Below are 21,810 nucleotides of genomic sequence, written 5' to 3'. Positions count from 1 at the left end.
ATGCAGGGGGACACCCTCAAGACGACCGCGGAGGTGAACACCGCGGTTGACGACATGGAGTTCGCGACCGCCCGTCGCGAGCTCCCAGGCTTCATAGGTTTGGCGTGGCGCGCGGCGGCGGCGGCCTTCGTCGGCTTCCACCTCTGGATCCTGCTGGTCGAGCCGGTTGACCCGACCATCTCGCGTGCCATCCACGTCTTCTTCGGCGCAGCGCTGGGCTTCACACTCTTCGCGCCGCGCGCCGCCACCAGCCAAGCGACGCGGGTCCCGCTCCTTGACTGGGTGCTGGTGCTCGCCAGCATCGCCATCCCCTTCCACTACATCCTGGATGCGGATGGGATCGAGATGCGATCCTTCATGGGGCCGAACGCCACCGATCTCTGGGTGGCCGGGATCGGCATCCTCCTGGTGCTCGAATTCACGCGGCGGACGGCGGGACTCGTCATGCCGCTGATCGCTTGCGTCTTCATCGGCTACTGCTTCGTCGGACCCTGGCTACCAGGCATCCTCTACCATCGCGGCGTGGCCTTCGATCAGGCGCTGGTGGAGCTGTTCAACAACAACGGCGTGCTCGGCACGATCGTGCAGGTCAGCGCGTCCTTCATCATCATGTTCGTGGTCTTCGCGACCTTCCTGCAGACCTCACGTGCCGGCGACTACTTCAACGACGTGGCCCTCACCCTGGTCGGGCGGCTGCGCGGCGGGCCGGCGAAGGTGACGGTGCTGTCCGGCATCATGTTCGGCGCCATTTCCGGCTCGGCCGTCGCCAACGTGGTGGCCTCGGGCGCCTTCACCATTCCGATGATGCGCCGCGTCGGATACGACCGCCCCACCGCCGCTGCCATCGAGGCGAGTTCCTCGACGGGCGGCCAGATCACGCCGCCGGTGATGGGTGCCGGCGCCTTCATCATGGCCGAGGTGCTGGGCGTTCCCTACATGGAGATCGCCCTGGCCGGTCTGATCCCGGCGCTGCTCTTCTATGTCGCCAACTACATCCATTGCGACCTGAACGCCCGCAAGCTCGGCATTCGCGGCCTGCCGCGCGAGGAGCTTCCCCGCTGGAGCTACATCCTCCGCCACCTCTACATGGCCGCACCGCTGGTGCTGCTGATGGTGATGCTGTTCCAGGGCTACTCGCCCTTCCGCGCCGCCGCCTGGGGCATCGCCGCGACGCTGCTGATCATGTTCGGCACCACCCTCGTCCACCGCGTGATGGTGCAGAGGCAGAACATCCTTGCCGCGACGGTCGCCACCTTCGTCGAGACGGGTCAGGCCATCTACGCCACGATGCACAACAGCATGAAGGAGGTGATGCAGCTTATCGCCGTCTGCGCCGCCGCTGGTATCGTGGCAGGGGTGATCGGCGTGACGGGTGTGGGTGGGCGCTTCGCAACCATGCTGCTGGAGGTGGCCGGCGCGTCCTCAATTCTCGCCATGATCTTCGCCATGGTGGTGGCGGTGATCCTGGGCATGGGGGTGCCGACGACGGCTGCCTATGCAATCGCTGGCGCGGTGGTCGCACCCGGGCTGATCCGCATCGGGGTCGAGCCGCTGGTGGCGCATATGTTCATCTTCTACTTTGCCGTCCTCTCATCCATCACGCCGCCGGTCGCGCTGGCCTCCTTCGCCGCCGCCTCCATGGCCGGAGCAGATATGTGGCGCACCAGCGTCATCGCGGTGAAGCTCAGCCTCGCCACCTTCATCGTGCCCTACCTGTTCTGGATGTCGCCTGCCCTGCTAGCGCAGGGGCCGCTTCTGCTCATCCTGGTCGCCTTCGCGACGGCGTGCTGCGGCGTCTTCCTGCTGGCCTGCGCGACGGAAGGCTGGATGTGGAACGGGCCGCTCGCCCTGCCGCTGCGCTTCGTTTCCGGCGCCGCGGGGTTGTTGCTGATGGTGCCTGAGGTGGTCACCGATGTGACCGGCATCGCCGTCGGCATCGCTCTGCTGCTCTGGCAGAAGCGCACCTATCCAGAAGAGATCGTTCCGGCGGCAGTTCGCCCGACATGAAAAAGCCGCCCCGGTTCAACCAGGGCGGCCAAATGGGCCGGGGGCGCCGTGGCACCCCCTCTCCGCCTCAGGCGAGGACGAGATTGTCCGGGATGGTTTGCCCGACCTCGCGCAGGTAGCGCGCCGCGCCGGGGTGGTAAGGCAAAAAGCTGTTCTTGGTCGCATTCGAGGCCGTCGTTTCCGCGGCGGCGGCGATGGATTGCTGCAGGCGCGGCTGCTGCCCCAGCACGGACCTCACCATCTCGTAGACGAGATCCTCGGGCAGGGAGCGGTGGCCGATGGCGAAGTTGAACATGCCGACCACGCGCAGTTCGCGCCCCGCCGTGCGGTAGGTGCTGGCCGGCAGCGTCGAAGCCGAGAGCTCCGGGAAGGTCTGGGTGAGCTTCTGCACCTCGTCCTGCGTGTAGTCGAGGAAGTTTACCTCGCCCTGCGTCTCCGCCTCGGAGAAGGCGGGGATGGGCACGCCGGACGCGAAGAGGAAGGCATCCAGCAGCCCGTCCTGCAGCTGCCCCGACATGTCGCTGCCCGAGCCATAGCGGATCGCGGCAGGGCGATAGCCAAGCGTGTTCATGATGAGCGGGAAGTAGGTGCCCGGCGTGCCGCCGCGCGGCCCGACGCCGATATTCTTGCCCGCCAGCTGGGACATCTGCGTGATGCCGCTGCGCTTCAGTGAGATGCCGTGGAACGGCGTGTCGTACATGGGGAAGAGCGCCCGGATCTCGCGGAAGCGGTTGCCCTGGGTCCAGTCGCCCTGGCCGTTCCAGGCCTGGAGCGCCACGCCCATCGTCACCATGCCGATCTCGACCTCGCGGCGCTGCACCAGCACGATGTTCTGATTCGGCCCCTGCGTAGTGCGATAGGAGATGTTGACGCCCGTCGCTTCCTGCACGAGCTGGCCCCAGACAGGTCCATAAAGAGCGTAGGTGCCACCCGGCGCAGCGGTGCCCATGTTCAGGGCACGCGGCCAGCTGGAATTGCGCGGCTGCGCGTGGGCGCGGCCGAAGATGGCGGGCGCGGTCAGGCCAAGCGTGGCCCCGGCCAGCAGAATGCGTCGCTGCATGTGCGGTTTACTCCTCCCAGTCATGACAAGGGGTGGCTTGTGCCGCCCTCGCCCGCCCCTTGGGGGCCCGGCCTGGGCAAATTGGCCCAGACCGGAGGAGAAGGGCAATCTCCTCTTGCTGAATCAAGTCGTTACGAAGCAGGAGCGCAGCGCATCACCCCTCGCGCATTCGGCCGCGTTCCACCACCACGCCCCAGCGCTGGCGCTCGCGCTCGAGGAAGCGGCCGAATTCCTCAGGCGTCCGGGAGGTTTCGACCTCGCAGCCCTGCTCCTCGATGCGGGCGGCCGTGGGAGCATCCGCCAGGGTTGCGTTCATCGCCTCCAGCAGGCGCGCTCGCACGGTGTCGGGCGTGCCGGCCGGCGCGACGAGCCCGTACCAGGTCGCGCTGTCGAGGTCGGGGAAGCCTTGCTCGACGCTGGTTGGAATCGTGGGTGCAACCTTGGAGCGGCCGCGTCCTGCGACCGCAATCCCACGCAGTGTTCCGGCGGATAGGAAGGGAATGAAGGGCGCGGCGGCATTGCTGATGAGTGAGACGCGCCCTGCCAGCACGTCCTGAAGTGCGGGCGCCGTGCCGCGGTAATGCACGAACTCCAGCGGGATGCCGAGGGTGAGTGAAGTCATCGCCCCCAGCGCATGCGCGGTCGTCCCCGCCCCTGCCGTGCCGAAGGTCAGCGAAGGATTGGCGTTGCGCCCCCGCTCACGCAGCGCGGCGAGGTCGTTGATGCCCAGCCGCGGGTCAGCGGCAATGATGTTCGGTGAGGCGCCCATCAGCCCAACGGGGCTGAAGTCCCGCTCCGGGTCGTAAGGAACCCGCGGATGCGTCAGTGCCGAGATGACGAAGGAGCCCGACCCGGCGAGCAGGATGGTGTGCCCGTCGGCTGGTGCCTTGGCGACGAGATCATTGCCCAGCACCCCGCCCGCGCCGCCGCGATTTTCCACCACGATCGGCACGCCGAGCCGCGTGGCCATGCCCTCTGCGAGGATGCGTCCCAGGATGTCGTTCGAGCCCCCGGCGGTGAAGGGAATGACGAGGCGGATCGGGCGCTGTGGGAAGGCTTGCGCCAGGGCGGGCGAGGCGAGAAGCAGCCCCGGCAGGCTGCGGCGGGTGAGCATGGTGGTTTCCTCCGTGATTCACTGCGACAAGCTTGGCGAAGAGCCGCACCGGGGCCAATCTCCGCCCCTCACGAAGCAGGATTAGAGCATGGGCGATCGGGACACGGGCAGCGCAGCATGGCAGGAAGCACCTTCGGCCTATTGGGCCCGGAGGGAGGTGCCGTTCCGCGTCCCGGCGAAGCCGCTCTCGCGCTACGTCACCATGCGCGACGGATGCCGGATCGCCGTGGATGCGTGGCTGCCCGAGGGGGGCGATGGCCCCTTCCCTGCCATCATGGTGCTCACGCCCTATTATCGACGCTTCAGCCTGGAACCGGGCAGCGCCGCCGAGGCATGCCCCAACACGGCAAAGTTCCGCGAGGCCTTCGTGCCGCGTGGCTACGCGCTGGTCGTGGTGGATGTGCGCGGCACCGGCGCATCCTTCGGCACGCGCGATTCCTTCCGCTCGCCGCGCGAGCGCGACGACGCGAAGGAACTGGCCGACTGGGTGGTGGCCCAGCCCTGGTCGAATGGACGCATCGGCGCGACGGGGATTTCCTATCCTGGCGCGGCATCGGACTTCCTGGCTTCCACCGCACATCCGGCGGTGAAGGCGATCGCGCCGCTCTTCGCTGTGTGGGACACCTGGGCCGACCATTACTATCCGGGCGGGCTGTACCTGAACCGCCTCGCGCAGGTCTATGACGACCTGATGGTGGCGATGGACCATGACCGGCGCGACCTGCTCAAGAACTTCGCGTATTTCGCCAACCCCGATTTGCGCGGCCCCGCGCCCGTGGACGAGGATGCGGACGGATCGCTGTGCCGCGCCGCGGTGCACGAGCACCTGGGCAATTTCCGCCAGCCCGACTTCATGGCCGACCTCCGCTTCCGCGAGGAAGCGTTGCCGCACGACCCAAGTTTCTCCTCGGCCAATATCAGCCCCTACGCGGCGAGCCCCACCATTCCGGACGACGTGGCGGTGTGTTGCGTGTCCGGGTGGCTGGATGGGGCGGGCTACGCCAACTCCGCCATCGCGCGCTACCTGACGCTGTCGCGGAACCCGCGCCATCTGCTTCTCGGCCCATGGGATCATGGGGCGCGATGCAACGTCTCGCCGTGGCGCAATGCGGTCGAGCCGGACTTCGTCCTGGTCCATGAGGTGACGCGCTTCTTCGACGAGTATCTGATGGGGCGCGACACCGGGCTGCGGAACGAAGCGCCGATCCATTACTTCGCCATGCACGAGGAGGCGTGGCATGCATCGGATTCGTGGCCGCCCGCGCCGAACTCCCTGCGCCTGAACCTGCGTGACGGGGCCGTGCTGGAGCGCGAACCGGGTGCATTGCGCGCGGAAATCCAGGCGGATTTCGCGTGGGGCAGCGGCGACGGCACGCGCTACGAGCGCATCGCCGGCATCAACAGCACCACCTATCACGCCGATTGGACCGGACGGCAGGGAGCCCTCTCCGGCTTCACCACCGCGCCCCTCGAGGCGGCGCTGGACCTCGCTGGGCACGTGATCGCCGATATCCAGCTGGAATGCTCCGAGCGGGACGGGGCGCTGCTGCTCTACCTGTCGGAGGTCCAGGCGGACGGCACGGTGCGCTACGTCACGGAAGGCCTGCTGCGCCTCCTGCATCGCAAGGAGGCCGAGCCGCCGCCGACCTATCGCTGCGCCTGGCCCTGGCGCAGCTACCGGCGCGAGGACGCGGCGCCGATGGAGCCGGGAAAGGTCGAGCGCGTGCGCATAGCCTTGCTGCCGGTCGCTTGGCGCTTCGAGGCGGGCAGCAAGCTGCGCCTCTCCGTCGCGGGGCACGACGCGGATCACATGATCCAGACCCCGCATGGCCGACCGCCGCGCTTCGTGCTGCATGCGGGCAGCACGCTGGACCTACCTCTCCGCTCCGGAGCATGAGTCATGAACCGACGCACTCTCCTCGCCCTGCCTCTCCTGGCCGCCCCTTCCGTCACGCGGGCGCAGGGTTTCCCATCCGGCCCGGTGCGGATGTTGCTGCCGCAGGCTCCCGGTTCCTCCAACGACATGGTCGCGCGCATCATCCAGGATCCGATGTCCTCCGCCCTGCGCCAGCCCGTGGTGGTCGAGAACCGGCCCGGCGCGAATGGCGCGGTGGCGATCAATGCGCTGAAGCAGGCGCGCAACGACGGGCAGACCATCCTTCTGACCGGCGTGTCGCAACTGGCCTTCAATCCGCATCTCTATCGCACCCTGCCCTATGACGTGGCGCGCGACTTCACCATGATCGCACCCTGCACCGACACGCCCTTTGTGCTGATCACCAGCAAGCGCAGCAGCATCACGTCCCTGCCCGCGCTGATCGAGGCGGCGAAGCAGCGCGACCTGTCCTTTTCCTCCGCCGGCAACGGCAATTCCACGCATCTGGCGATGGAGATGCTGTGCGACCGCGCGGGCGTGCGAATGACGCATGTGCCCTACCCCGGCACGGCGCAGGGCGTGACCGCTGTCATCACCGGCGAGGTGGATGCGATGATCCCGACCTTCGGCGTGGCCTATCCGCAGATCCAGTCCGGCGCGGTGAATGCGCTGGCCGTGGTGGGGACGGAGCGCGTGCCGCAGATGCCCGATCTCCCGACCCAGGCCGAGGCCGGGCTGGACGCACCGGTCATGCCGGGCTGGTTCGCTATGGTGGGCGTTGCCGGAATGCCCGCACCGGCGGTGGAGACGCTGAACGCCGCCATTCGCGGCGCGTTGGGGGACGAAACGGTGCAGCGCCGCCTGCGCGACCAGTTTCTGATCCCGCTCCAGGGATCGGCGGCAGAGATGCAGGCGCGGCTGGACCGGGAAAGCGCGCTCTGGGGTGAGTTCATCCGGCGTCGCAACCTGACCGTCGGCTGAGGAGGAATTCCATGAAGACACGTGCTGCCGTCGCCTTCGAGGCGAAGAAGCCGCTTGAGATCGTCGAAGTGGAGCTGGAAGGCCCGCGCGCGGGCGAGGTCCTGGTGGAGATCATGGCTACCGGTCTGTGCCACACCGACAAGTACACTCTCTCCGGCGCCGACCCGGAGGGGCTCTTCCCCGCCATCCTCGGTCATGAGGGCGCGGGCGTGGTGAGGGAAGTCGGGCCGGGCGTCTCCTCGCTGAAGCCGGGCGACCATGTCATCCCGCTCTACACTCCCGAATGCCGGGAGTGCGAATACTGCCTTAACCCCAAGACGAACCTCTGCCAGCGCATCCGCACCACGCAAGGCCGCGGGCTGATGCCGGACGGGACGAGCCGCTTCTCCTACAAGGGCCAGCCCATCCTGCACTACATGGGCTGCTCGACCTTCTCGAACTTCACCGTGCTGCCGGAGATCGCGCTGGCCAAGGTCCGGTCCGACGCGCCCTTCGACAAGATCTGCTACATCGGCTGCGGCGTCACCACCGGCGTAGGCGCGGTGATCTACACCGCGAAGGTGGAGCCGGGCGCGAATGTCGTCGTCTTCGGCCTGGGCGGCATCGGGCTGAACGTGATCCAGGGCGCGCGCATGGTCGGCGCGAACATGATCGTCGGCGTGGACGTGAACCCCGAGCGCGAGCAGATGGGCCGCGAGTTCGGCATGACGCATTTCGTGAACCCGAAGGAGATCGGCGGCGACCTCGTCGCGCATATCGTCGAGCTGACGGGCGGTGGGGCCGACTATTCCTTCGAGTGCGTGGGCAACGTGAACCTCATGCGTCAGGCGCTGGAATGCGCGCATAAGGGCTGGGGCGTTTCGACCATCATTGGCGTCGCCCCCGCAGGGGCCGAAATTGCCACCCGCCCCTTCCAGCTCGTGACCGGCCGGCGCTGGCAGGGCTCGGCCTTCGGCGGCGCCAGGGGTCGGACCGACGTGCCGAAGATCGTGGACTGGTACATGGACGGGAAGATCGAGATCGACCCGCTCATCACCCATACCCTGCCGCTCGAGCGCATCAACGAGGGCTTCGACATGATGGAGCGCGGCGAAAGCATCCGCACCGTCGTCCTCTACTGACGCGCGCCGCTCCCCGATATGGAAATGGGACGAACCTCGACCGGGGCCGTCCCATCCTCCTTCATGCCCAGACGTTCCGCCGTGCGCGGGCTGACATCGATGATGCGGCCGCGCCGGAACGGACCGCGGTCGCGGATGGTCACGCGCTCCGCGCGTCCGGTGCGAAGGTTCCGCACCTCTGCCACCGTGCCGAGCGGCAAGGTGGGATGGGCGGCCGTGTCGGAATTGGGGTTGAAGGGCTCGCCGCTCGCAGTCAGGCGCCCCGCCAGGAACGGACTATAGTAGGAGCCTTGGCCGCGTTGCACCGGGCCAGTGGCTGCGGGCTGGTCAGCCCGCTGTCGCTCTCCAGACTGGCAAGCCGCAAGACCCAGGACCAAAAGACCCGCCAGGGCCGAATGGGGTGGTTTCAGCATGGGTCAATCCCTTCGTCGGAATGATTCCGGCGAAGCAAACGCGCAAATTGGCCCCACGTATCAGTCCAGCGAGATTCCCAGTTCCGGAACCTTGCGTGCCCAATAGGCACTTTCCTCCTTCACCGCGGCCGCAAAGGCGGCGCGGGGGCGCTCCGGCGGCGGCTCAAGCCCCTCATTCGCAAGGCGCTGAACGTAGCTCGGGCTGGCAATGGCGCGCCGTGCCGCCTGTTCCAGCCGGTCGAGCGCCGGGGCCGGAGTGCCTCCGGGAGCGAAGATGCCGTGCCACCCCTCGATGACGAGGTTCGGGATGATCTCGCGCAGGGTTGGGACGTCCGGCAGGGCGGCCATGCGCGAGTTGCCGGTCACGGCCAGCGCCCGCAGCCTGCCTTCGCGCACCAGGGTGATGGCGGGGGGCGGCGAGGAGACGTTCAGCGTGATGTTGCGCGCCACCACGTCCATCAGCGCGGGTGCCGTACCGCGATATGGGACGTGCTCCATCTCGATCCCCGCCGCCTCGGCGAAGAGCACGCCAGCAAGGTGGTTGTTTCCGCCCACCCCGGAGGAGGAGAAAGTGACGCTGCCGCGCGGCTGCCGCTTCACCCAGTCTACGTATTCCTGAAGGGTGCGGGCCGGGTTCGAGGGATGAACCACCAGCACGTACTGATAGGCGGAAGTCTGCGCCACCGCTTCCAGGGAATTCGCGAGATCCACGCGGTCGCCACGCTGGAGGTGCGGGTTGATGACCACGTTGGTCGAAACCGCGAAGAGCAGCGTCTGGCCATCGGGCCGCGCGCGATGCACCGCGAGCGCTCCGACATGCCCGGCGCCACCGGCGCGGTTCTCCACGATCACGCTCTGCCCACCCAGCTCCTGCGAGAACAGGCCGGCAAACTCCCGCGCCGCGATATCGGTGCCGCCGCCGGCGGCATAGGGCACCACCAGGGTCAGGGCGCGCGCCTGGGCGCTGGCGATGGCGGGAACGGCGAGGGCGGAGGCCCCGAGCAGGCGTCGCGTGATCATCGGCGCTTCTCCATGGCGTTGCGCAGCAGGGCCAGCGCCCGGAACGGCGCGTGCATCATCTTCGAATAAGGAAGCACTAGGAAGAAAGCCAAGACCAGCCCCAGATGCAGGGCAAGGGTGAACCCCATGGCGCCCGTATGGCGCACCACCAGCAGCAGCAGCCCCGTCGCGCCGATGAGGAACAGAAGCGCGAGCATCGCCACCTCGCCGCCCAACAGCCGCCGCGCCACCGGCGCCGGGTCCGTCACCGCCTTGATGTAGAGAAGCCCAGCCGAACCGATGCAGAGCAGCACGCCGCCCCAGGTGCCCAGCTGCACCGGCAGGCTCCAGAAGGAATGCGGCGAATACCAGCCGAGCATGTGGTGATACACCGTGCCGACGCAGGTGGCGGCAAAGCAAAGCATGAAGCCGCCCGCCATCGCCTGGTGCAGCCAACGGCGCGTGTGGGAGAAGCCGTCATCCAGGTCGTTGCATCCATGCCCCCCGCCGCCGAGGTTGCGGAGCAGCACTACATCCATCGTCGCCTCCGCCACTGCGGGGCCCGAAAGCGGCAGGCGGCTGCGCGGCGCGGTGCCCCGCCAGTAGCGCCAGGAGGATAGGATCATCGCCACGATCGCCCAGCCGAAGGTGAGCGAGGCCAGGTTCACCATCACCGGATAGGGAATGACGCGGAAGAAGGCGCCCGTTCCCGTCTGCGCCGACCACAGCACGGCAGGGTCCTGCAGCGCCACGACCAGAACCAGCACGAGGGTCAGCGCCAGCGCCGAGACGCCTGCCACCACCGTGCCGTTGCGCTCGAAGAGGCGACCCATGGCGCGCGGCACGGCGTACTCGGCGTAGCTTTCCTGCCGGATCGTCGCGAAGGTCGCGGGGATGTTCACGCCGAAGGGGTGCGGCGGCGCGTACTGGCAGGAGTGGAAGCAGCCCTTGCAGTTGTGGCAGAGATTGGCGAGGTGCGTCAGGTCGCCTTCGGAGAAGGCGCGTCGCATCGCCATGGCCGGGAAGACGGCGCAATAGCCCTCGCAGTAGCGACAGGCATTGCATATCTCCATCTGGCGCCGTGCCTCGGCCACCGTCGTGGAGTCCACGCGCGGTGGGGCATCGGAATCGGCGCCCGCGGCATAGGCCGTCAGGTTGATGCCGTCAGTTGCTTGGGACATTCTCGCCCTCCGAGTATCCGGCCATCCGCGCGGGGCTAATTCCTCGCCGCACGGGCCGCCTCTTCCCCTGCGATGCGGCCGAACACCGTGCCGATCGCCATGCCGAAACCAGCCAGGTAACCCTGGCCCAGGATGTTGCCCGCCATGATCTCGCCGCTCGCGAACATGTTCGCCGAGGGCTTGCCGTCGGCCATCATCACCCGCGCGCGGTCGTTCACCTTCACGCCGAGGAAGGTGAAGGTGATGCCGGGCCGCAGTGGATGGGCGTGGAAGGGGGGCTTCTCGATACGCCGCGCCCAGTGGGACTTCGGCGGCGTCAGCCCCTCGGTGCGGCAATCGTCCAGCGCCTTGCCGTTGAAGGTCCCGGGGCGCACGGCGTCGTTGTACTCGGTCACCACGCGTTCCAGCTTGTCCGAGTCCAGGCCCAGCTTGCCGGCCAGCTCGCGGATCGTGCCGGCGAAGATGGGCGGGAAGACGCTGGGCAGGTAGTCCATCAGCGCCTGGGAGTCGGTGATGGCGAAGGCGCGCTGGTTGGGCTGCTGCGCGATCAGGCGACCCCAGATGGCATAGCGCTTCGGCCAGACATCCTCGCCCTCGTCGTAGAAGCGATCCACCTCCTCGTTCACCACGATGGAGAAAGGAACGCAGTCGAGGCGCATGGCGAGGCCGCCATCCTCCATCGGCGCGCGGGCATCGTTGGCGACGGCGTGGAACTGGGTGGGATCGCCCACCTCCTGCACGCCCTGGCCCAGCAGGTCCTTCAGGACACGGCCCTGGGCGAAGGGCGTGCCGCGGATCTGGAAATTGTCGGCGGCATCGCCCCAGTAGCGGCGCAGCCACTCGCGGTTGGCCTGGAAGCCGCCGCTGCTGGCGACCACCGTGCGGAAGCGGATGCGCTCCGGAAAGCCGCGCCACGAGACAATGGCCTCCTTCGCGAAGCCCTCCTCCACCGCGATGTGCTGCACCTCGGTATCGTAGAGGATCTCAATGCCCATCGCCTCGGCGGTGCGGTAGAGGGCGTTCACCAGCGCCTTGCCACCACCCAGGAAGAAGGCATTGGTGCGGGACAGGGACAGCGTGCCCGAGAGGCTCGGCTGGAAGACGACGCCGCACTCCTCCAGGAAGCCGGGGGCGTGCTGGCTTGCGCGGATGGTCATGCGGGCCAGCGCCTCATCCGTGCGACCGCCGGTCACGCGCAGCAGATCGTCCCAGTATTCCTCCTCTAGATAGGATTCGGTCAGGACATTGGTGGGCGCCGGATGCAGGGCGCGGACATTGCGGGTGTGGCGGGAGTTGCCGCCCCGCATGGGCTTCGGTGCGTGTTCCGCGACGACGACGCTGGCGCCCATGCGGCGCGCGGTGATGGCGGCGCAGAGCGCGGCATTGCCGCCGCCCACTACCAGAACATCCCAAACCTTGGTGAAGTCCACTCCAGCCTCCCCCGATGCGCGCTTTTGTATCCGGCTGTATCCAGCGCGTCCAGATGGGCAGTTTCTCCATGCTTGCCTATGGTAGGGCGATGGACGGCACGACCCCCGCGCGCGACCTGGGCGAGGTCGCCTATTCCGCCATTCGCGCCGCGCTGCGCGACGGCTCCCTGCCGCCTGGGATGCGGGTCACCGAGACAGACCTCGCCACACGATTCGGCGTGTCACGCACTCCGGTGCGGCAGGCCATCGCCCGGCTTGAGTCGGAGGGGCTGCTGACGCATGAGACCCGGCGCGGCCTGTCCGTGACGCGGCCTGACCATGCCCAGGTTGTAGAGCTCTACGTGATGCGCGAGATCATGGAAGGCGCCGCAGCACGGCTCGCCGCGCAGCATGCAAGCGACACGGAACTCGCCGCGATGACGGAGTTGCTGGACACCGAGCCGGGCAGCTTCAACGACGCGCAGGCGCTGGCAGAACTGAACCTGCGGTTCCACGGCATGATCTACCTCGCCACCCATAACCGCTACCTCCTGCGGACCTTGGAGCAGCTTTCGGCGCATCTGGCGCTGCTGCCCTCCATCCTCACCCTCGGCGGCCGGGCGGAAGCGGCCCATGCCGAGCATCGCGCCATCCTGGCGGCGCTGGTGACCCGCGACGGGGCGCAGGCGGAGGAAGCGGCGCGGGCCCATGCGCGTGCCGCGCAGCGGCACCGCCTCGCTTGGCTGTTGCGGACCCTGGGCGTACCCGGCGCCGGGCAGGAGTAATCAGTCGCGCCCGAACAGGCGACGCAGCCAGGCCCGGATCCCCTCGCCCCGCTTGACGCTGGGCTGATGCGAGACATGCGGGCGGCGCGCAGGTGGCGGCAGGGCGGTGGCGGCGCTGTGCCGCCTTTCGTCCCGCGCCTCGATCAGCCGCAATTCCAGGGTCAGCACCTGGGCCACCGCCTCGGCCGGGCCGGTTTCCAGCAGGCGGCGCGCCGTCTGCTCCGCGTCCTCGTGCATGCCGGCGCGGCGCAGGCTATCCACCACACGCACCGTCTGCTCGGCATCGAGGGGCGGACCCGAGCGCCACAGCGCGACCGCCTCCCGCCGCCACGCGCGCGAGAAATCGGCCTTGGCAAGATCATCCGCCACCCAGGCCGCCTGCAGCGTCGCCTCGGCCGCGGCATGCAGCGCGCCCGTCTCCTCCAGGATGAGAGCCCAGGCCAAGAAGCGCCGCGCCAGGGGCGGGATGGACTGGTCGTTCAGCAGCGCCCGGAAATGCGCGGCCGCCACGGCCTGGGCGGCGGCGGGGTGAGCCTGGGCAATCTCGGGCGCGGAATAGCCGCAGTGCGGGCATTGCTGGAGCCACCGCGCCATCGAACTGCGCAACGGCTGGCCAGGGCGCAGGTCAAGGTCGGGAGCCTGCTCGGGCATGGCCGGCTTGAAGCCCGGCTGGCGGCTTTCTGTGCCGCACACGCCGCAGGCCACCGATCCCGGGGGCGGGCTGGCATGGGACGGTGCGGAATTGGGCTGCTGGGCCATCCTCCCCAAGTTAGGCGCGCTTGCCGCCGAGGCGAAGAGGCGTCGGCAAAGGATTGAATGCCGCGCGCTGGAAGGGGATAAGGAATCATGCCCCGCGGCGACCTCTTTCCGGACATCGCGCCCTTCGAGACAGGGCTGCTGCCGCTCGGCGATGGGCATGTCATGTATTGGGAGCAGGTGGGAAATCCGCGCGGCCAGCCGGTGCTGTTCCTGCATGGCGGGCCGGGGGCCGGGGCCGGGGCGGTGCATCGCCGTTTCTTCGACCCGACCCACTGGCGCCTCGTGATCTTCGATCAGCGCGGTGCCGGCCGATCCCGCCCGCTGGGCGAGCTCCGGACCAACACCACCCCGCACCTCGTCGAGGATATCGAGACGTTGCGGCGCTTCCTCGGGCTGGAGAAGTGGCTGCTTTTCGGCGGCTCCTGGGGGTCCACCCTCGCCCTCGCCTATGCCCAGGCGCATCCCTCGCGCGTCACGGGCTGTGTCCTGCGCGGCGTGTTCCTGGGGCGGCCTGCCGAGGTGGACTGGTTCCTCCATGGGCTCCGGCGCTTCTTCCCAGATGCCTGGGCCGCCTTCGCCGAGCACCTACCGCCCCATGAGCGAGGCGACATCCTCGGCTCATACCTCCGGCGCCTGACCGACCCCGACCCGCTGGTCCACCTGCCCGCCGCCCGGGCCTGGAGCCATTACGAAGGGTCCTGTTCCACCCTCCTCCCCTCGCCCGAGACGGTGGCCAGCTTCGCGCAGGACCGCTCGGCCCTCGGCCTCGCGCGGATCGAGGCGCATTATTTCGCCCATGGGCTGTTCCTGCGCGAAGGCGGCCTCCTCGCCGGGATGAATTCCCTCGCCGAGATCCCGGCGGAAATCATCCAGGGCCGCTACGACATGGTCTGCCCAGCGGAGACGGCCTTCGACCTGGCCGCCGCCTGGCCGCGGGCCCGGCTGACCATCGTGCCCGATGCGGGGCATTCGGCGCTGGAGCCAGGAGTCCGGACGGCGCTGGTGGCGGCGGTGGAGCGGTTCCGGCGGCGCTAGAGGCGCCGGATCTCCTGTGGGGGCAGCGCCGCCAGCAATTCTGGCAAGCCGGCGCCGGTAATGGGGTGGCGCCATTCCGGCGCGACCTCAGCCAGGGGGCGCAGCACGAAGGCGCGAGCGGCCATGCGCGGATGCGGCAGGCGCAGCGCGGGGATGTCAGACACGGTGCCGTTGCAGTCCAGCAGGTCAAGGTCGAGCGTGCGCGGGGCGTTGGGATAGGGGCGCTGGCGGTGATGCGCTGCCTCGATCCCATGCAGCGTGGCCAGCAAGACGGCCGGATCGACCCTGCCTTCCAGACGCGCCACCCCGTTCACGTACCAGGGTGCGCCCGCCATGGGCGGCACCGGCGCGCTTTCCCACCACCCGGAAAGGCAGGCGAGACGAAGCCCCGGCAAGGCCTGCAGCGTCGCCGTCGCGGCCTCGCAGGTCGCACGCGGCAGGCTTCCGTCGGGGCCGGGAAGGTTCGCGCCGATGCCGATCAAAATCACGCGGAGGCTGCCAAAGCCTCGTCGAGCGCGCGCGTGAGCGCGGCAGAATCCGGCGCGACGCGGGTGGTGAAGCCGGTCACGCGCCGCCCGTCCCTTGCGACGAGGTATTTGTGGAAGTTCCACCGCACCGGCCCCGCCTGGGCAGCGGCCCAGCGAAAGAATGGATGTGCGCCCGCGCCCCGAACGTGGGTGAGCCCCGCCATCGGCAAGGAAATGTTGAACTGGGCCTCGCAGAACTCGCGCACCTTCGCGGTCTCGGTGCTTTCCTGGCCGAAATCGGTGGAGGGCACGCCGATCACCGTGAGGCCCCGCGCCTCGTGCTGCTCGTGCAGGTGTTGCAGGGCGGCGTATTGCGGGGTGAAGCCGCAAAAGCTGGCGGTGTTGACCACCAGCAGCACACGGCCGCGAAACTGCTCCAGCGGGAGGGACCCGCCTTCCAGCGCGTCGAAGGAGAAGCCCCAGGCTTCCTCGCTGGTCGTAGCCTGCCCCTGCTTCACGGCAGGCACCACGAAGCTCGACACGAGCAGGGCGGTGCGGCGGAGCAGGTCAACCATAGCGTTCCTCCAGCCAGGGGTCGGCACTGTTGTGGTAGCCGCGCACCTCCCAGAAGCCGGGGCGATCCTCGGCGAGGAACTCGATGCGCGTCACCCACTTGGCCGACTTCCAGAAGTAATAGCGCGGAATGACGATGCGCGCCGGGCCACCATGCACGCGGTCCAAGGGCTTTCCGGCCCAGCTATGCGCCACCAGCACATCCTCCGCCGCGAAGGTGTCGAGCGAGACGTTGGTGGTGTAGCCGTCATAGGAGTGGAAGACGACGAAGCGCGCCTCGGGCTTCGGCTTCGCCAGCTCCAGCAGGTCGCGGCTGGCCACGCCGCGCCACGTGTTGTCGTAGCGCGACCAGGCCGTGACGCAATGGATGTCGTTTACGAAGTCGCGCTGCGGCAGCGCCATGAAGGCGTCCCATGCCAGGGCCAGGCGGTTCTCCACCAGCCCCTCGAGCCGCAGGCGCCAGCGCTCCGGCTTCACGTCCGGCTGCACGCCGAGGTCGAGTACGGGGAAGTCGGTCACCAGGCGCTGGCCGGGCGGCAGGCGGTCAGCCCCGGTGGTGCCGGTCAGCAACCGCCCTTCCCTCGCCCATTGCTCCTTGGAGCGCAGCAGCTTCTCGCGCACCTCGCCCTCGAGCCGCACGCCGTCCTCTTCCGCCATGGCATTCAATCCTTGCAGGCTTCGGTTCCGATGGCACATATGGGCCGGGGAACGCCAACCGGCCAGTCGCCTTTCCCGGAGACCGGACCATGCATCGCCGCGCGCTTTTGCTCGCCCCGCTCGCCACGCCTGCTCTTGCCCAAGGGCGCTGGGCGCCAAGCCGGCCCATCCGCCTCATCGTCCCGTTTCCGGCCGGGGGCAGCCCGGACCTGCTGGCGCGGCTGATGGCGCCCCATGCCCAGGCGGCGCTTGGCCAGCCCGTCACGGTGGAGAACCGGACTGGCGCGGGCGCCGCGGTCGGCTCATCCATCGCGGCGCGCGAGGCACCGGACGGCCACACCATCCTGGTTGCGGTCATCTCCTCTCTCACCGCACCCTTCATGATGAACCCGGCGCCCTACGACCCGGTGCGGGATTTCCGGCCGCTTTCCATGCTCGCCATCACGCCGACCGTGCTGGTGACGCGCCCGGGCTTCCCAGCGCAGACGGTGCAGGAATGGCATCGCGTCGTGCAGGCCAATCCGGGGCGCTTCACCTTCGCTTCCGGTGGGGTTGGGAACCCGGCGCACCTCGCCGGCGAGTTGTATCGCGCCATGACGGGGGCCGAGATCACCCACGTTCCCTTCCGCGGCTCCGCACCCTCGCTCACGGAGCTTCAGGCGGGGCGCGTGGATTTCACGATCCTGGACCTGCCGGCCGCCCAGGCCCTGATCGCGCAACGCGCCATCCCGGCCCTGGCGGTCGGGACCGCGGAGCGGATCCCCACCCTCCCCGAACTGCCGACCATCAGTGAAAGCGTCGTGCCTGGCTTCGAGGCTTATTCCTGGGTGATGTGGTGGGCACCGGCCGGCACGCCCGACGCGGTGGCCGCGCGGCTCACCGAGGTCGCAGCCCATGCGGTCGCACAGCCCGACGTGCAGGCACGCGCATCTGGCGCAGGCTTCCTCCTGCGGGGGTCGGACGAAGCCGTGGCGCGGGCCCATGTGCAGGCGGAGGCGGCGAAATGGGGCCGCATCATCCGCGAGCGCAACATCATGTTCGAAAGCTAAGACGCCTTTTCTAGACCCCGGCCGGAACCAGGCCGGGGCTTTCGGCTCGCGCGTCGGGCACCAGTACGCAGCGGGCGCGGCGGCCCGGCACCGGCTCACGCAGACTTGGCACTTCGGCAAGGCAGGCGTCATGCGCCCGGTCGCATCGGGGCGCGAAGGCGCAGGCGGTGGGCTCCCGGTCCAGCGCAGGCGGCGCGCCGGGAATGGTGGTGAGGCGCTTGCCGCGCATTCCCGGATGCACCGTGGCACCGAGCAGCCCCTGAGCGTAGGGATGCAGCGGCCCCGACATGAGGCCGGAGACAGGCCCCTCCTCCACCACGCGCCCTGCATACATCACCGCCACGCGATCCGCGATCTCGCCGGCGACGCCGAGGTCGTGGGTGACGAAGATCACGCCCATGTTGAAGCGCTTCTGCAGGTCGCGCAGCAGCAGCAGCACCTGGATCTGCACCGTGGCGTCCAGCGCCGTCGTCGGCTCGTCGGCCAGCAGCAGCTTGGGGCGGCAGGCCAGCGCCACGGCGATCATCGCGCGCTGGCGCAGGCCGCCCGACAATTCGTGCGGATAGGCGGCAAGGCGGCGCTTGGCCGAGGGGATCTGCACAAGCTCCAGCAATTCCAGGGCCCGCGCCTCGGCGGCCGCGCGCGAGACGCGCTCGTGCCGACGCACCGTCTCCGCGATCTGCTGGCCGATGGTGAAGACCGGGTCCATGGCCGTCATCGGCTCCTGGAAGATCATCGCCACGTCGCGGCCGCGGAAATCGGTGAGCTCTCCTTCGCTCATCCGCGTCACGTCCTGCCCGGCCACCTCCACCCTGCCCTGCACCTCGGCGAAGCGCGGAAGGAGGCGCATGAGGGCGCGCAGCGTGACCGACTTGCCCGAGCCTGATTCGCCGAGGATGCAGAGCGTCTCGCCGGCGGCGAGGTCGAGGTCCACGCCGTTCACCGCATGCACCGTGCGGTCGCGGGTGCGGAAGGTGACGCGCAAGTCGCGCAGCGTGACCAAGCTCATGCCGCCACCTTCTCGGCCAGGGAGTGGCCGCTGCCGGGATTCGCGATGTGGCACGAAGCGGCGTGACCGCCGCCCAGATCGGCCATGATGGGTTTCCTTTCGGCGCAGACCGCCTCGGCATGCGGGCAGCGCGTGCGGAACCGGCACCCGGAGGGCGGATTCACCGGGTTGGGTGGGTCACCCGTCAAAGGCGGCGCGGTACGGCGCCTCGACGGGTCCATGGAGGGGCGGGAGGCGAGCAGCGCAGCCGTATAGGGATGGGCCGGGTGCTCATAGATGCGCTCCACCGGGCCGATCTCCGCCACCTCGCCCAAATACATCACCAACACGCGGTCGCTGATGTACTGCACCACGTTCAGGTCATGCGAGATGAAGACATAGGTGAGGCCGAACTCCTCCTTCAGGTCCACCAGGAGGTTCAGCACCTGCGCCTCGACCGACTTGTCGAGGGCGCTCACCGGCTCATCGAGGATGACGAGGCGCGGACGGAGCGCCAGAGCGCGCGCGATGTTCACGCGCTGGCGCTGACCGCCGGAGAGCTCGTGCGGATAGCGGCGCGCGAAGTTGGCCGGGGCCAGCCCGACCGCGGCCAGCATGTCGCGGGCGCGGCGCACCGCCTCCGCATTGCCCAGCCCGTGGACCTTGGGCGCGAAGGCGATGCTGTCCTCGATCGGTAGGCGCGGGTTGAGCGAGGCGTAGCTGTCCTGGAACACCATCTGCACCTGGCGCCGATATTCGCGCAGCGGCAGGCCGCCGACCTGGGCGCTGCCGCCCACCGCCTCGCCATCGAAGACCATCGTGCCGGAATCGGGGTCGAGGAGCCGCATCAGGAGGCGCGCGGTGGTGGACTTGCCGCAGCCGCTCTCCCCCACGATGCCGAGCGTCTCGCCCTTGCGGACCTCGAAGCCCACCCCGTCCACGGCGCGCACCACGGCTTGGGTGCGGCCCAGCAGGCCGCCCTTGAGGGGGAAATGCTTCACCAGCCCGTCCAGGCGGAGCAGCGGCTGGGCGGGGCCGCCGCGGTCGGCGGAAGGGGGCAGCGCGTCCATGCGCCGATTTGGCGGCAGGCGCGCGCCGGGCGCAACCGGTTCCGTCATGCCCTGGCGCCGGAATGGAGCCGCCGCTGCCCGCGCCCTGGGCAGCGCGGTGGACGCGCGCCCGGCGGCGCGGCATATCCTGTCCGCACCGAAGCGGAGGGTCCGATGCGCGCCATTTTCGTCATGGTCAAATGCGAGATGGGACAGGCCTACCGCGTGGCGCGCGAAATGGCCGACGGCATCGAGGAGATGTCGGAGATGCATTCCATCTCCGGACAATACGACCTGCTGGGGAAGTTCTACCTCTCCGCCGAGCAGGATATCGGCCTGTTCGTGGTAGAGAAGGTGCAGACCGTGCCGGGCGTGAAAGACACCTATACTCTACAGACCTTCAACGCCTTCTCGCGCTGAGGTCCCGGCTGGGGCCTCCCTGCCTTCGCATCGCCGCAATCGGCCCGAAAACACCTCCGCCCCGCCGCGCGTTGGACACGATGCACGCCCATTTCTGGGCGCATCGGAGGTTTTCCCATGCGCAAGCTCCTGATTCTGCCCGCGGCTCTCCTGGCGCTCGGCGCCTGCACCGACCCCTACGGCTACCCTGATCCGCTGGCCACGGGCCTGCTGGGTGCGGGCATTGGCGCCGCGGCGGGACTGGGCATCGCGGCAGCGAGCCAGCCGCCGCGATACGCCTATTACGACCGCGGCTACTACGCCCCGCCGCCGCGCGCCTACGGCTATTACGGCCGCCCGCGTCATTACTACGGCTGGTAGGCCCCGGCGTCAGCCGAAGCCCAGGAAGCCCTCCATTTGGGCGATCGGCTTCGCCGCACGCAGCTTGCCGAGATCGGGCACTGGCCGCGCCGTCGCTGCGCTGCCGGAAAGCGCCTCCTCGAGCGCGGCCGCAACGCCGAGCAGGAAGGCATCGCCGCCGCGCGGCCCGACGATCTGCAGGCCGAAGGGCATGCCATTCTCATCGAGGCCGACCGGCAGGCTGATCGCCGGGTAACCGGTGAGGGTTACGTAATAGGCCAGCGCCAGCCAGTGGAAGTAGGTGCGGACCTTCTTCCCGTCGATCATTTCCGGGAACAGCTCGCGCCACGAGCGCGGGCTGGTGGTGATGGCCGGCGAGATCAGGACGTCATGGTTTTCGAAGAAGCGCTGGAAGTCGCGATAGATGCGCGTCTGCGTCGTGAGCGCCCGCGCCACGTCCTCGACGTTGTAGCGCAGCGCCTCCTCGACATTGGCGTGCATGTTGGGGCCGCAATCCTCGGGCCGCTTCCGCACACGCTCACCATGTGAGGCGAGGGCGCCGATGGCGCGCAACACCTCGAAGGCCTCGTCCCCACCCGAAAGGTCGGGCGTCGCCTCTTCCATTTCGCGCGCATGCGGCGCGATGGCGGAGACTGCCTCGCGGAACTTGCGGCGCACCACCTGCTCCACCAGCGCGTGCCCGAAATCCTCAGTCGCGGCGAAGCGCACGGTGGAGAGGTCGATGCGGCGCGGCGGATAGAACAGCGCCGCCTCCCCGCGCACGGTGCGGGCATGTAGCGTGTAGGCAAGCGGGTCTGCTGCGTCGTCGCTCGCCATTGCCGAGAGCATCAGCGACAAATCGGGCACGTTGCGCGCCATGGGGCCGAGCACGGAGAGCGCCGACCAGCCATGGATGCGCCGCTCGGAGGGAACGAGGCCCGGCGAGGGCCGGTAGCCGACGATACCGTTGAAAGCCGCGGGGTTGCGCAGTGACCCGCCCGTGTCGCTGCCGCTGGCCAGCGGGACCATGCCGGTCGCCAGCGCCACGGCGGAACCACCGGAGGAGCCGGCAGCGTTGCGCGTGTTGTCGAAGGCATTGCCCGTGGCGCCATAGACGGCGTTGCGGCTATTCGCGCCCAGGCCGAATTCCGGCACGTTGGTCTTGCCCAAAACGATGCCGCCCGCGTCGCGGAGATTCTTGACCATCCCCTCGTCGCGGTCGGGAACGTGGTCGCGGAAGATCGGGCTGCCCCAAGTCGTGCGGAGTCCCTTGGTTTGCTCCAGGTCCTTGATGCCAAGCGGCAGGCCCGCGAGCGGCCCGACCGTATCGCCGCGTGCGATGGCCTCCTCGACAGACTTGGCCTCGCGCCGGGCCGACTCCTCGTCCATGGCGACCATGGCGTTGACGGCCGGGTTCACCTCCTCGATCCGCCGCAGGCAGGATTCGAGGAGCTCGGTGGGGGAAAGGCGCTTCTGCCCGATCAGGCGGCGCGCCTCGACGGCGGAAAGGTCACAGGGTTCGGTCATG

Annotated in this window: 22 protein-coding genes; 9 read left to right on the top strand and 13 right to left on the bottom strand. The window is 68.9% G+C overall.

What is annotated here, in order from left to right; translation table 11 throughout:
- Window positions 1-2,007, top strand: a complete 2,007-nt coding sequence (locus JTJ31_RS00605) for a TRAP transporter permease (protein WP_207536657.1) — start codon at window positions 1-3, stop codon at window positions 2,005-2,007.
- A gap of 67 nt (window positions 2,008-2,074) precedes the next feature.
- On the opposite strand, the gene JTJ31_RS00600 is transcribed toward JTJ31_RS00605, so the two are convergent.
- Entirely contained in the window at window positions 2,075-3,067 is a 993-nt protein-coding gene (locus JTJ31_RS00600) for a TAXI family TRAP transporter solute-binding subunit (protein WP_207536656.1), read from the bottom strand.
- A 154-nt stretch (window positions 3,068-3,221) separates the two neighbouring features.
- Entirely contained in the window at window positions 3,222-4,181 is a 960-nt protein-coding gene (locus JTJ31_RS00595; protein WP_207536655.1) for a Bug family tripartite tricarboxylate transporter substrate binding protein, read from the bottom strand.
- Between the two features lie 88 nt (window positions 4,182-4,269).
- Here JTJ31_RS00595 and JTJ31_RS00590 point away from each other — a divergent pair, with 88 nt between their 5' ends.
- From JTJ31_RS00590 to JTJ31_RS00580, 3 genes are read left to right on the top strand one after another with little or no spacing between them, the layout of a single operon-like run.
- Entirely contained in the window at window positions 4,270-6,078 is a 1,809-nt protein-coding gene (locus tag JTJ31_RS00590; protein WP_207536654.1) for a CocE/NonD family hydrolase, read from the top strand.
- Between the two features lie 3 nt (window positions 6,079-6,081).
- Complete coding sequence (locus JTJ31_RS00585) at window positions 6,082-7,038, top strand: Bug family tripartite tricarboxylate transporter substrate binding protein (protein ID WP_207536653.1); 957 nt, start codon at window positions 6,082-6,084, stop codon at window positions 7,036-7,038.
- A gap of 11 nt (window positions 7,039-7,049) precedes the next feature.
- On the top strand, window positions 7,050-8,159 hold the full coding sequence (locus tag JTJ31_RS00580) for an S-(hydroxymethyl)glutathione dehydrogenase/class III alcohol dehydrogenase (RefSeq protein WP_207536652.1): 1,110 nt from the start codon (window positions 7,050-7,052) through the stop codon (window positions 8,157-8,159).
- Here JTJ31_RS00580 and JTJ31_RS24925 read toward each other — a convergent pair.
- The 4 genes from JTJ31_RS24925 to tcuA form a co-directional block, all read right to left on the bottom strand.
- On the bottom strand, window positions 8,153-8,464 hold the full coding sequence (locus tag JTJ31_RS24925) for a septal ring lytic transglycosylase RlpA family protein (protein ID WP_328805617.1): 312 nt from the start codon (window positions 8,462-8,464) through the stop codon (window positions 8,153-8,155). The genes JTJ31_RS00580 and JTJ31_RS24925 overlap by 7 nt on opposite strands.
- 168 nt (window positions 8,465-8,632) lie before the next feature.
- Entirely contained in the window at window positions 8,633-9,592 is a 960-nt protein-coding gene (locus tag JTJ31_RS00570) for a Bug family tripartite tricarboxylate transporter substrate binding protein (protein ID WP_207536650.1), read from the bottom strand.
- Entirely contained in the window at window positions 9,589-10,752 is a 1,164-nt protein-coding gene (gene tcuB / locus JTJ31_RS00565) for a tricarballylate utilization 4Fe-4S protein TcuB (RefSeq protein WP_207536649.1), read from the bottom strand. The genes JTJ31_RS00570 and tcuB overlap by 4 nt, the downstream gene beginning before the upstream one ends.
- Before the next feature lie 35 nt (window positions 10,753-10,787).
- Window positions 10,788-12,182: an FAD-dependent tricarballylate dehydrogenase TcuA gene (tcuA, locus tag JTJ31_RS00560; RefSeq protein ID WP_207536648.1), complete on the bottom strand. Its 1,395-nt coding sequence runs from the start codon at window positions 12,180-12,182 to the stop codon at window positions 10,788-10,790.
- Between the two features lie 89 nt (window positions 12,183-12,271).
- Here tcuA and JTJ31_RS00555 point away from each other — a divergent pair, with 89 nt between their 5' ends.
- A complete protein-coding gene (locus tag JTJ31_RS00555; protein WP_207536647.1) occupies window positions 12,272-12,946 on the top strand; it encodes a GntR family transcriptional regulator in 675 nt (224 codons plus the stop codon).
- Here the strand turns inward: JTJ31_RS00555 and JTJ31_RS00550 are convergent, their stop codons facing one another.
- Window positions 12,947-13,639: a hypothetical protein gene (locus tag JTJ31_RS00550; RefSeq protein WP_328805615.1), complete on the bottom strand. Its 693-nt coding sequence runs from the start codon at window positions 13,637-13,639 to the stop codon at window positions 12,947-12,949.
- 153 nt (window positions 13,640-13,792) lie between these two features.
- On the opposite strand from JTJ31_RS00550, the gene pip reads away from it, so the two are divergent.
- Window positions 13,793-14,740: a prolyl aminopeptidase gene (gene pip, locus JTJ31_RS00545; protein ID WP_207536645.1), complete on the top strand. Its 948-nt coding sequence runs from the start codon at window positions 13,793-13,795 to the stop codon at window positions 14,738-14,740.
- On the opposite strand, the gene folK is transcribed toward pip, so the two are convergent.
- The 3 genes from folK to JTJ31_RS00530 are packed head-to-tail and all read right to left on the bottom strand — an operon-like array spanning window position 14,737 to window position 16,437.
- A complete protein-coding gene (gene folK / locus JTJ31_RS00540; protein WP_207536644.1) occupies window positions 14,737-15,228 on the bottom strand; it encodes a 2-amino-4-hydroxy-6-hydroxymethyldihydropteridine diphosphokinase in 492 nt (163 codons plus the stop codon). The genes pip and folK overlap by 4 nt on opposite strands.
- Window positions 15,225-15,782, bottom strand: coding sequence for a glutathione peroxidase (locus JTJ31_RS00535; protein ID WP_207536643.1), 558 nt, complete (start codon window positions 15,780-15,782; stop codon window positions 15,225-15,227). Before JTJ31_RS00535 ends, folK begins: the two co-directional genes overlap by 4 nt.
- Entirely contained in the window at window positions 15,775-16,437 is a 663-nt protein-coding gene (locus JTJ31_RS00530) for a sulfite oxidase-like oxidoreductase (RefSeq protein ID WP_207536642.1), read from the bottom strand. The genes JTJ31_RS00535 and JTJ31_RS00530 overlap by 8 nt, the downstream gene beginning before the upstream one ends.
- 89 nt (window positions 16,438-16,526) lie before the next feature.
- On the opposite strand from JTJ31_RS00530, the gene JTJ31_RS00525 reads away from it, so the two are divergent.
- On the top strand, window positions 16,527-17,486 hold the full coding sequence (locus JTJ31_RS00525; protein WP_207536641.1) for a Bug family tripartite tricarboxylate transporter substrate binding protein: 960 nt from the start codon (window positions 16,527-16,529) through the stop codon (window positions 17,484-17,486).
- Window positions 17,487-17,496: 10 nt separating this feature from the next.
- On the opposite strand, the gene JTJ31_RS00520 is transcribed toward JTJ31_RS00525, so the two are convergent.
- Together JTJ31_RS00520 and JTJ31_RS00515 are read right to left on the bottom strand one after the other, a co-directional pair.
- On the bottom strand, window positions 17,497-18,495 hold the full coding sequence (locus tag JTJ31_RS00520; protein ID WP_207536640.1) for an ABC transporter ATP-binding protein: 999 nt from the start codon (window positions 18,493-18,495) through the stop codon (window positions 17,497-17,499).
- On the bottom strand, window positions 18,492-19,592 hold the full coding sequence (locus JTJ31_RS00515) for an ABC transporter ATP-binding protein (protein WP_268956977.1): 1,101 nt from the start codon (window positions 19,590-19,592) through the stop codon (window positions 18,492-18,494). Before JTJ31_RS00515 ends, JTJ31_RS00520 begins: the two co-directional genes overlap by 4 nt.
- A gap of 105 nt (window positions 19,593-19,697) precedes the next feature.
- Here JTJ31_RS00515 and JTJ31_RS00510 point away from each other — a divergent pair, with 105 nt between their 5' ends.
- On the top strand, window positions 19,698-19,943 hold the full coding sequence (locus JTJ31_RS00510) for an Lrp/AsnC family transcriptional regulator (protein WP_207536639.1): 246 nt from the start codon (window positions 19,698-19,700) through the stop codon (window positions 19,941-19,943).
- 117 nt (window positions 19,944-20,060) lie between these two features.
- Window positions 20,061-20,303, top strand: coding sequence for a hypothetical protein (locus JTJ31_RS00505; RefSeq protein WP_236019750.1), 243 nt, complete (start codon window positions 20,061-20,063; stop codon window positions 20,301-20,303).
- 9 nt (window positions 20,304-20,312) lie between these two features.
- Here the strand turns inward: JTJ31_RS00505 and JTJ31_RS00500 are convergent, their stop codons facing one another.
- Window positions 20,313-21,809 (bottom strand): amidase, encoded by a 1,497-nt coding sequence (locus JTJ31_RS00500; protein WP_207536638.1) that lies wholly within the window; start codon window positions 21,807-21,809, stop codon window positions 20,313-20,315.
- Window position 21,810: the final 1 nt, after the last annotated feature.

It is taken from the genome of Sabulicella rubraurantiaca (assembly GCF_017355885.1).
In the GTDB taxonomy this organism is placed as follows: domain Bacteria; phylum Pseudomonadota; class Alphaproteobacteria; order Acetobacterales; family Acetobacteraceae; genus Roseococcus; species Roseococcus rubraurantiacus.
Note: the sequence above shows the minus strand (reverse complement) of the source record. Positions and strands in the feature narration are given on the sequence as shown.

Bases quoted from the DNA above. Each gene is read 5' to 3' on its own strand.
- JTJ31_RS00605 (WP_207536657.1), top strand. From the start codon at position 1: ATGCAGGGGGACACCCTCAAGACGACCGCGGAGGTGAACACCGCGGTT.
- JTJ31_RS00600 (WP_207536656.1), bottom strand. From the start codon at position 3,067: ATGCAGCGACGCATTCTGCTGGCCGGGGCCACGCTTGGCCTGACCGCG.
- JTJ31_RS00595 (WP_207536655.1), bottom strand. From the start codon at position 4,181: ATGCTCACCCGCCGCAGCCTGCCGGGGCTGCTTCTCGCCTCGCCCGCC.
- JTJ31_RS00590 (WP_207536654.1), top strand. From the start codon at position 4,270: ATGGGCGATCGGGACACGGGCAGCGCAGCATGGCAGGAAGCACCTTCG.
- JTJ31_RS00585 (WP_207536653.1), top strand. From the start codon at position 6,082: ATGAACCGACGCACTCTCCTCGCCCTGCCTCTCCTGGCCGCCCCTTCC.
- JTJ31_RS00580 (WP_207536652.1), top strand. From the start codon at position 7,050: ATGAAGACACGTGCTGCCGTCGCCTTCGAGGCGAAGAAGCCGCTTGAG.
- JTJ31_RS00570 (WP_207536650.1), bottom strand. From the start codon at position 9,592: ATGATCACGCGACGCCTGCTCGGGGCCTCCGCCCTCGCCGTTCCCGCC.
- tcuB (WP_207536649.1), bottom strand. From the start codon at position 10,752: ATGTCCCAAGCAACTGACGGCATCAACCTGACGGCCTATGCCGCGGGC.
- JTJ31_RS00555 (WP_207536647.1), top strand. From the start codon at position 12,272: ATGGACGGCACGACCCCCGCGCGCGACCTGGGCGAGGTCGCCTATTCC.
- pip (WP_207536645.1), top strand. From the start codon at position 13,793: ATGCCCCGCGGCGACCTCTTTCCGGACATCGCGCCCTTCGAGACAGGG.
- JTJ31_RS00535 (WP_207536643.1), bottom strand. From the start codon at position 15,782: ATGGTTGACCTGCTCCGCCGCACCGCCCTGCTCGTGTCGAGCTTCGTG.
- JTJ31_RS00530 (WP_207536642.1), bottom strand. From the start codon at position 16,437: ATGGCGGAAGAGGACGGCGTGCGGCTCGAGGGCGAGGTGCGCGAGAAG.
- JTJ31_RS00525 (WP_207536641.1), top strand. From the start codon at position 16,527: ATGCATCGCCGCGCGCTTTTGCTCGCCCCGCTCGCCACGCCTGCTCTT.
- JTJ31_RS00520 (WP_207536640.1), bottom strand. From the start codon at position 18,495: ATGAGCTTGGTCACGCTGCGCGACTTGCGCGTCACCTTCCGCACCCGC.
- JTJ31_RS00515 (WP_268956977.1), bottom strand. From the start codon at position 19,592: ATGACGGAACCGGTTGCGCCCGGCGCGCGCCTGCCGCCAAATCGGCGC.
- JTJ31_RS00510 (WP_207536639.1), top strand. From the start codon at position 19,698: ATGCGCGCCATTTTCGTCATGGTCAAATGCGAGATGGGACAGGCCTAC.
- JTJ31_RS00505 (WP_236019750.1), top strand. From the start codon at position 20,061: ATGCGCAAGCTCCTGATTCTGCCCGCGGCTCTCCTGGCGCTCGGCGCC.
- JTJ31_RS00500 (WP_207536638.1), bottom strand. From the start codon at position 21,809: ATGACCGAACCCTGTGACCTTTCCGCCGTCGAGGCGCGCCGCCTGATC.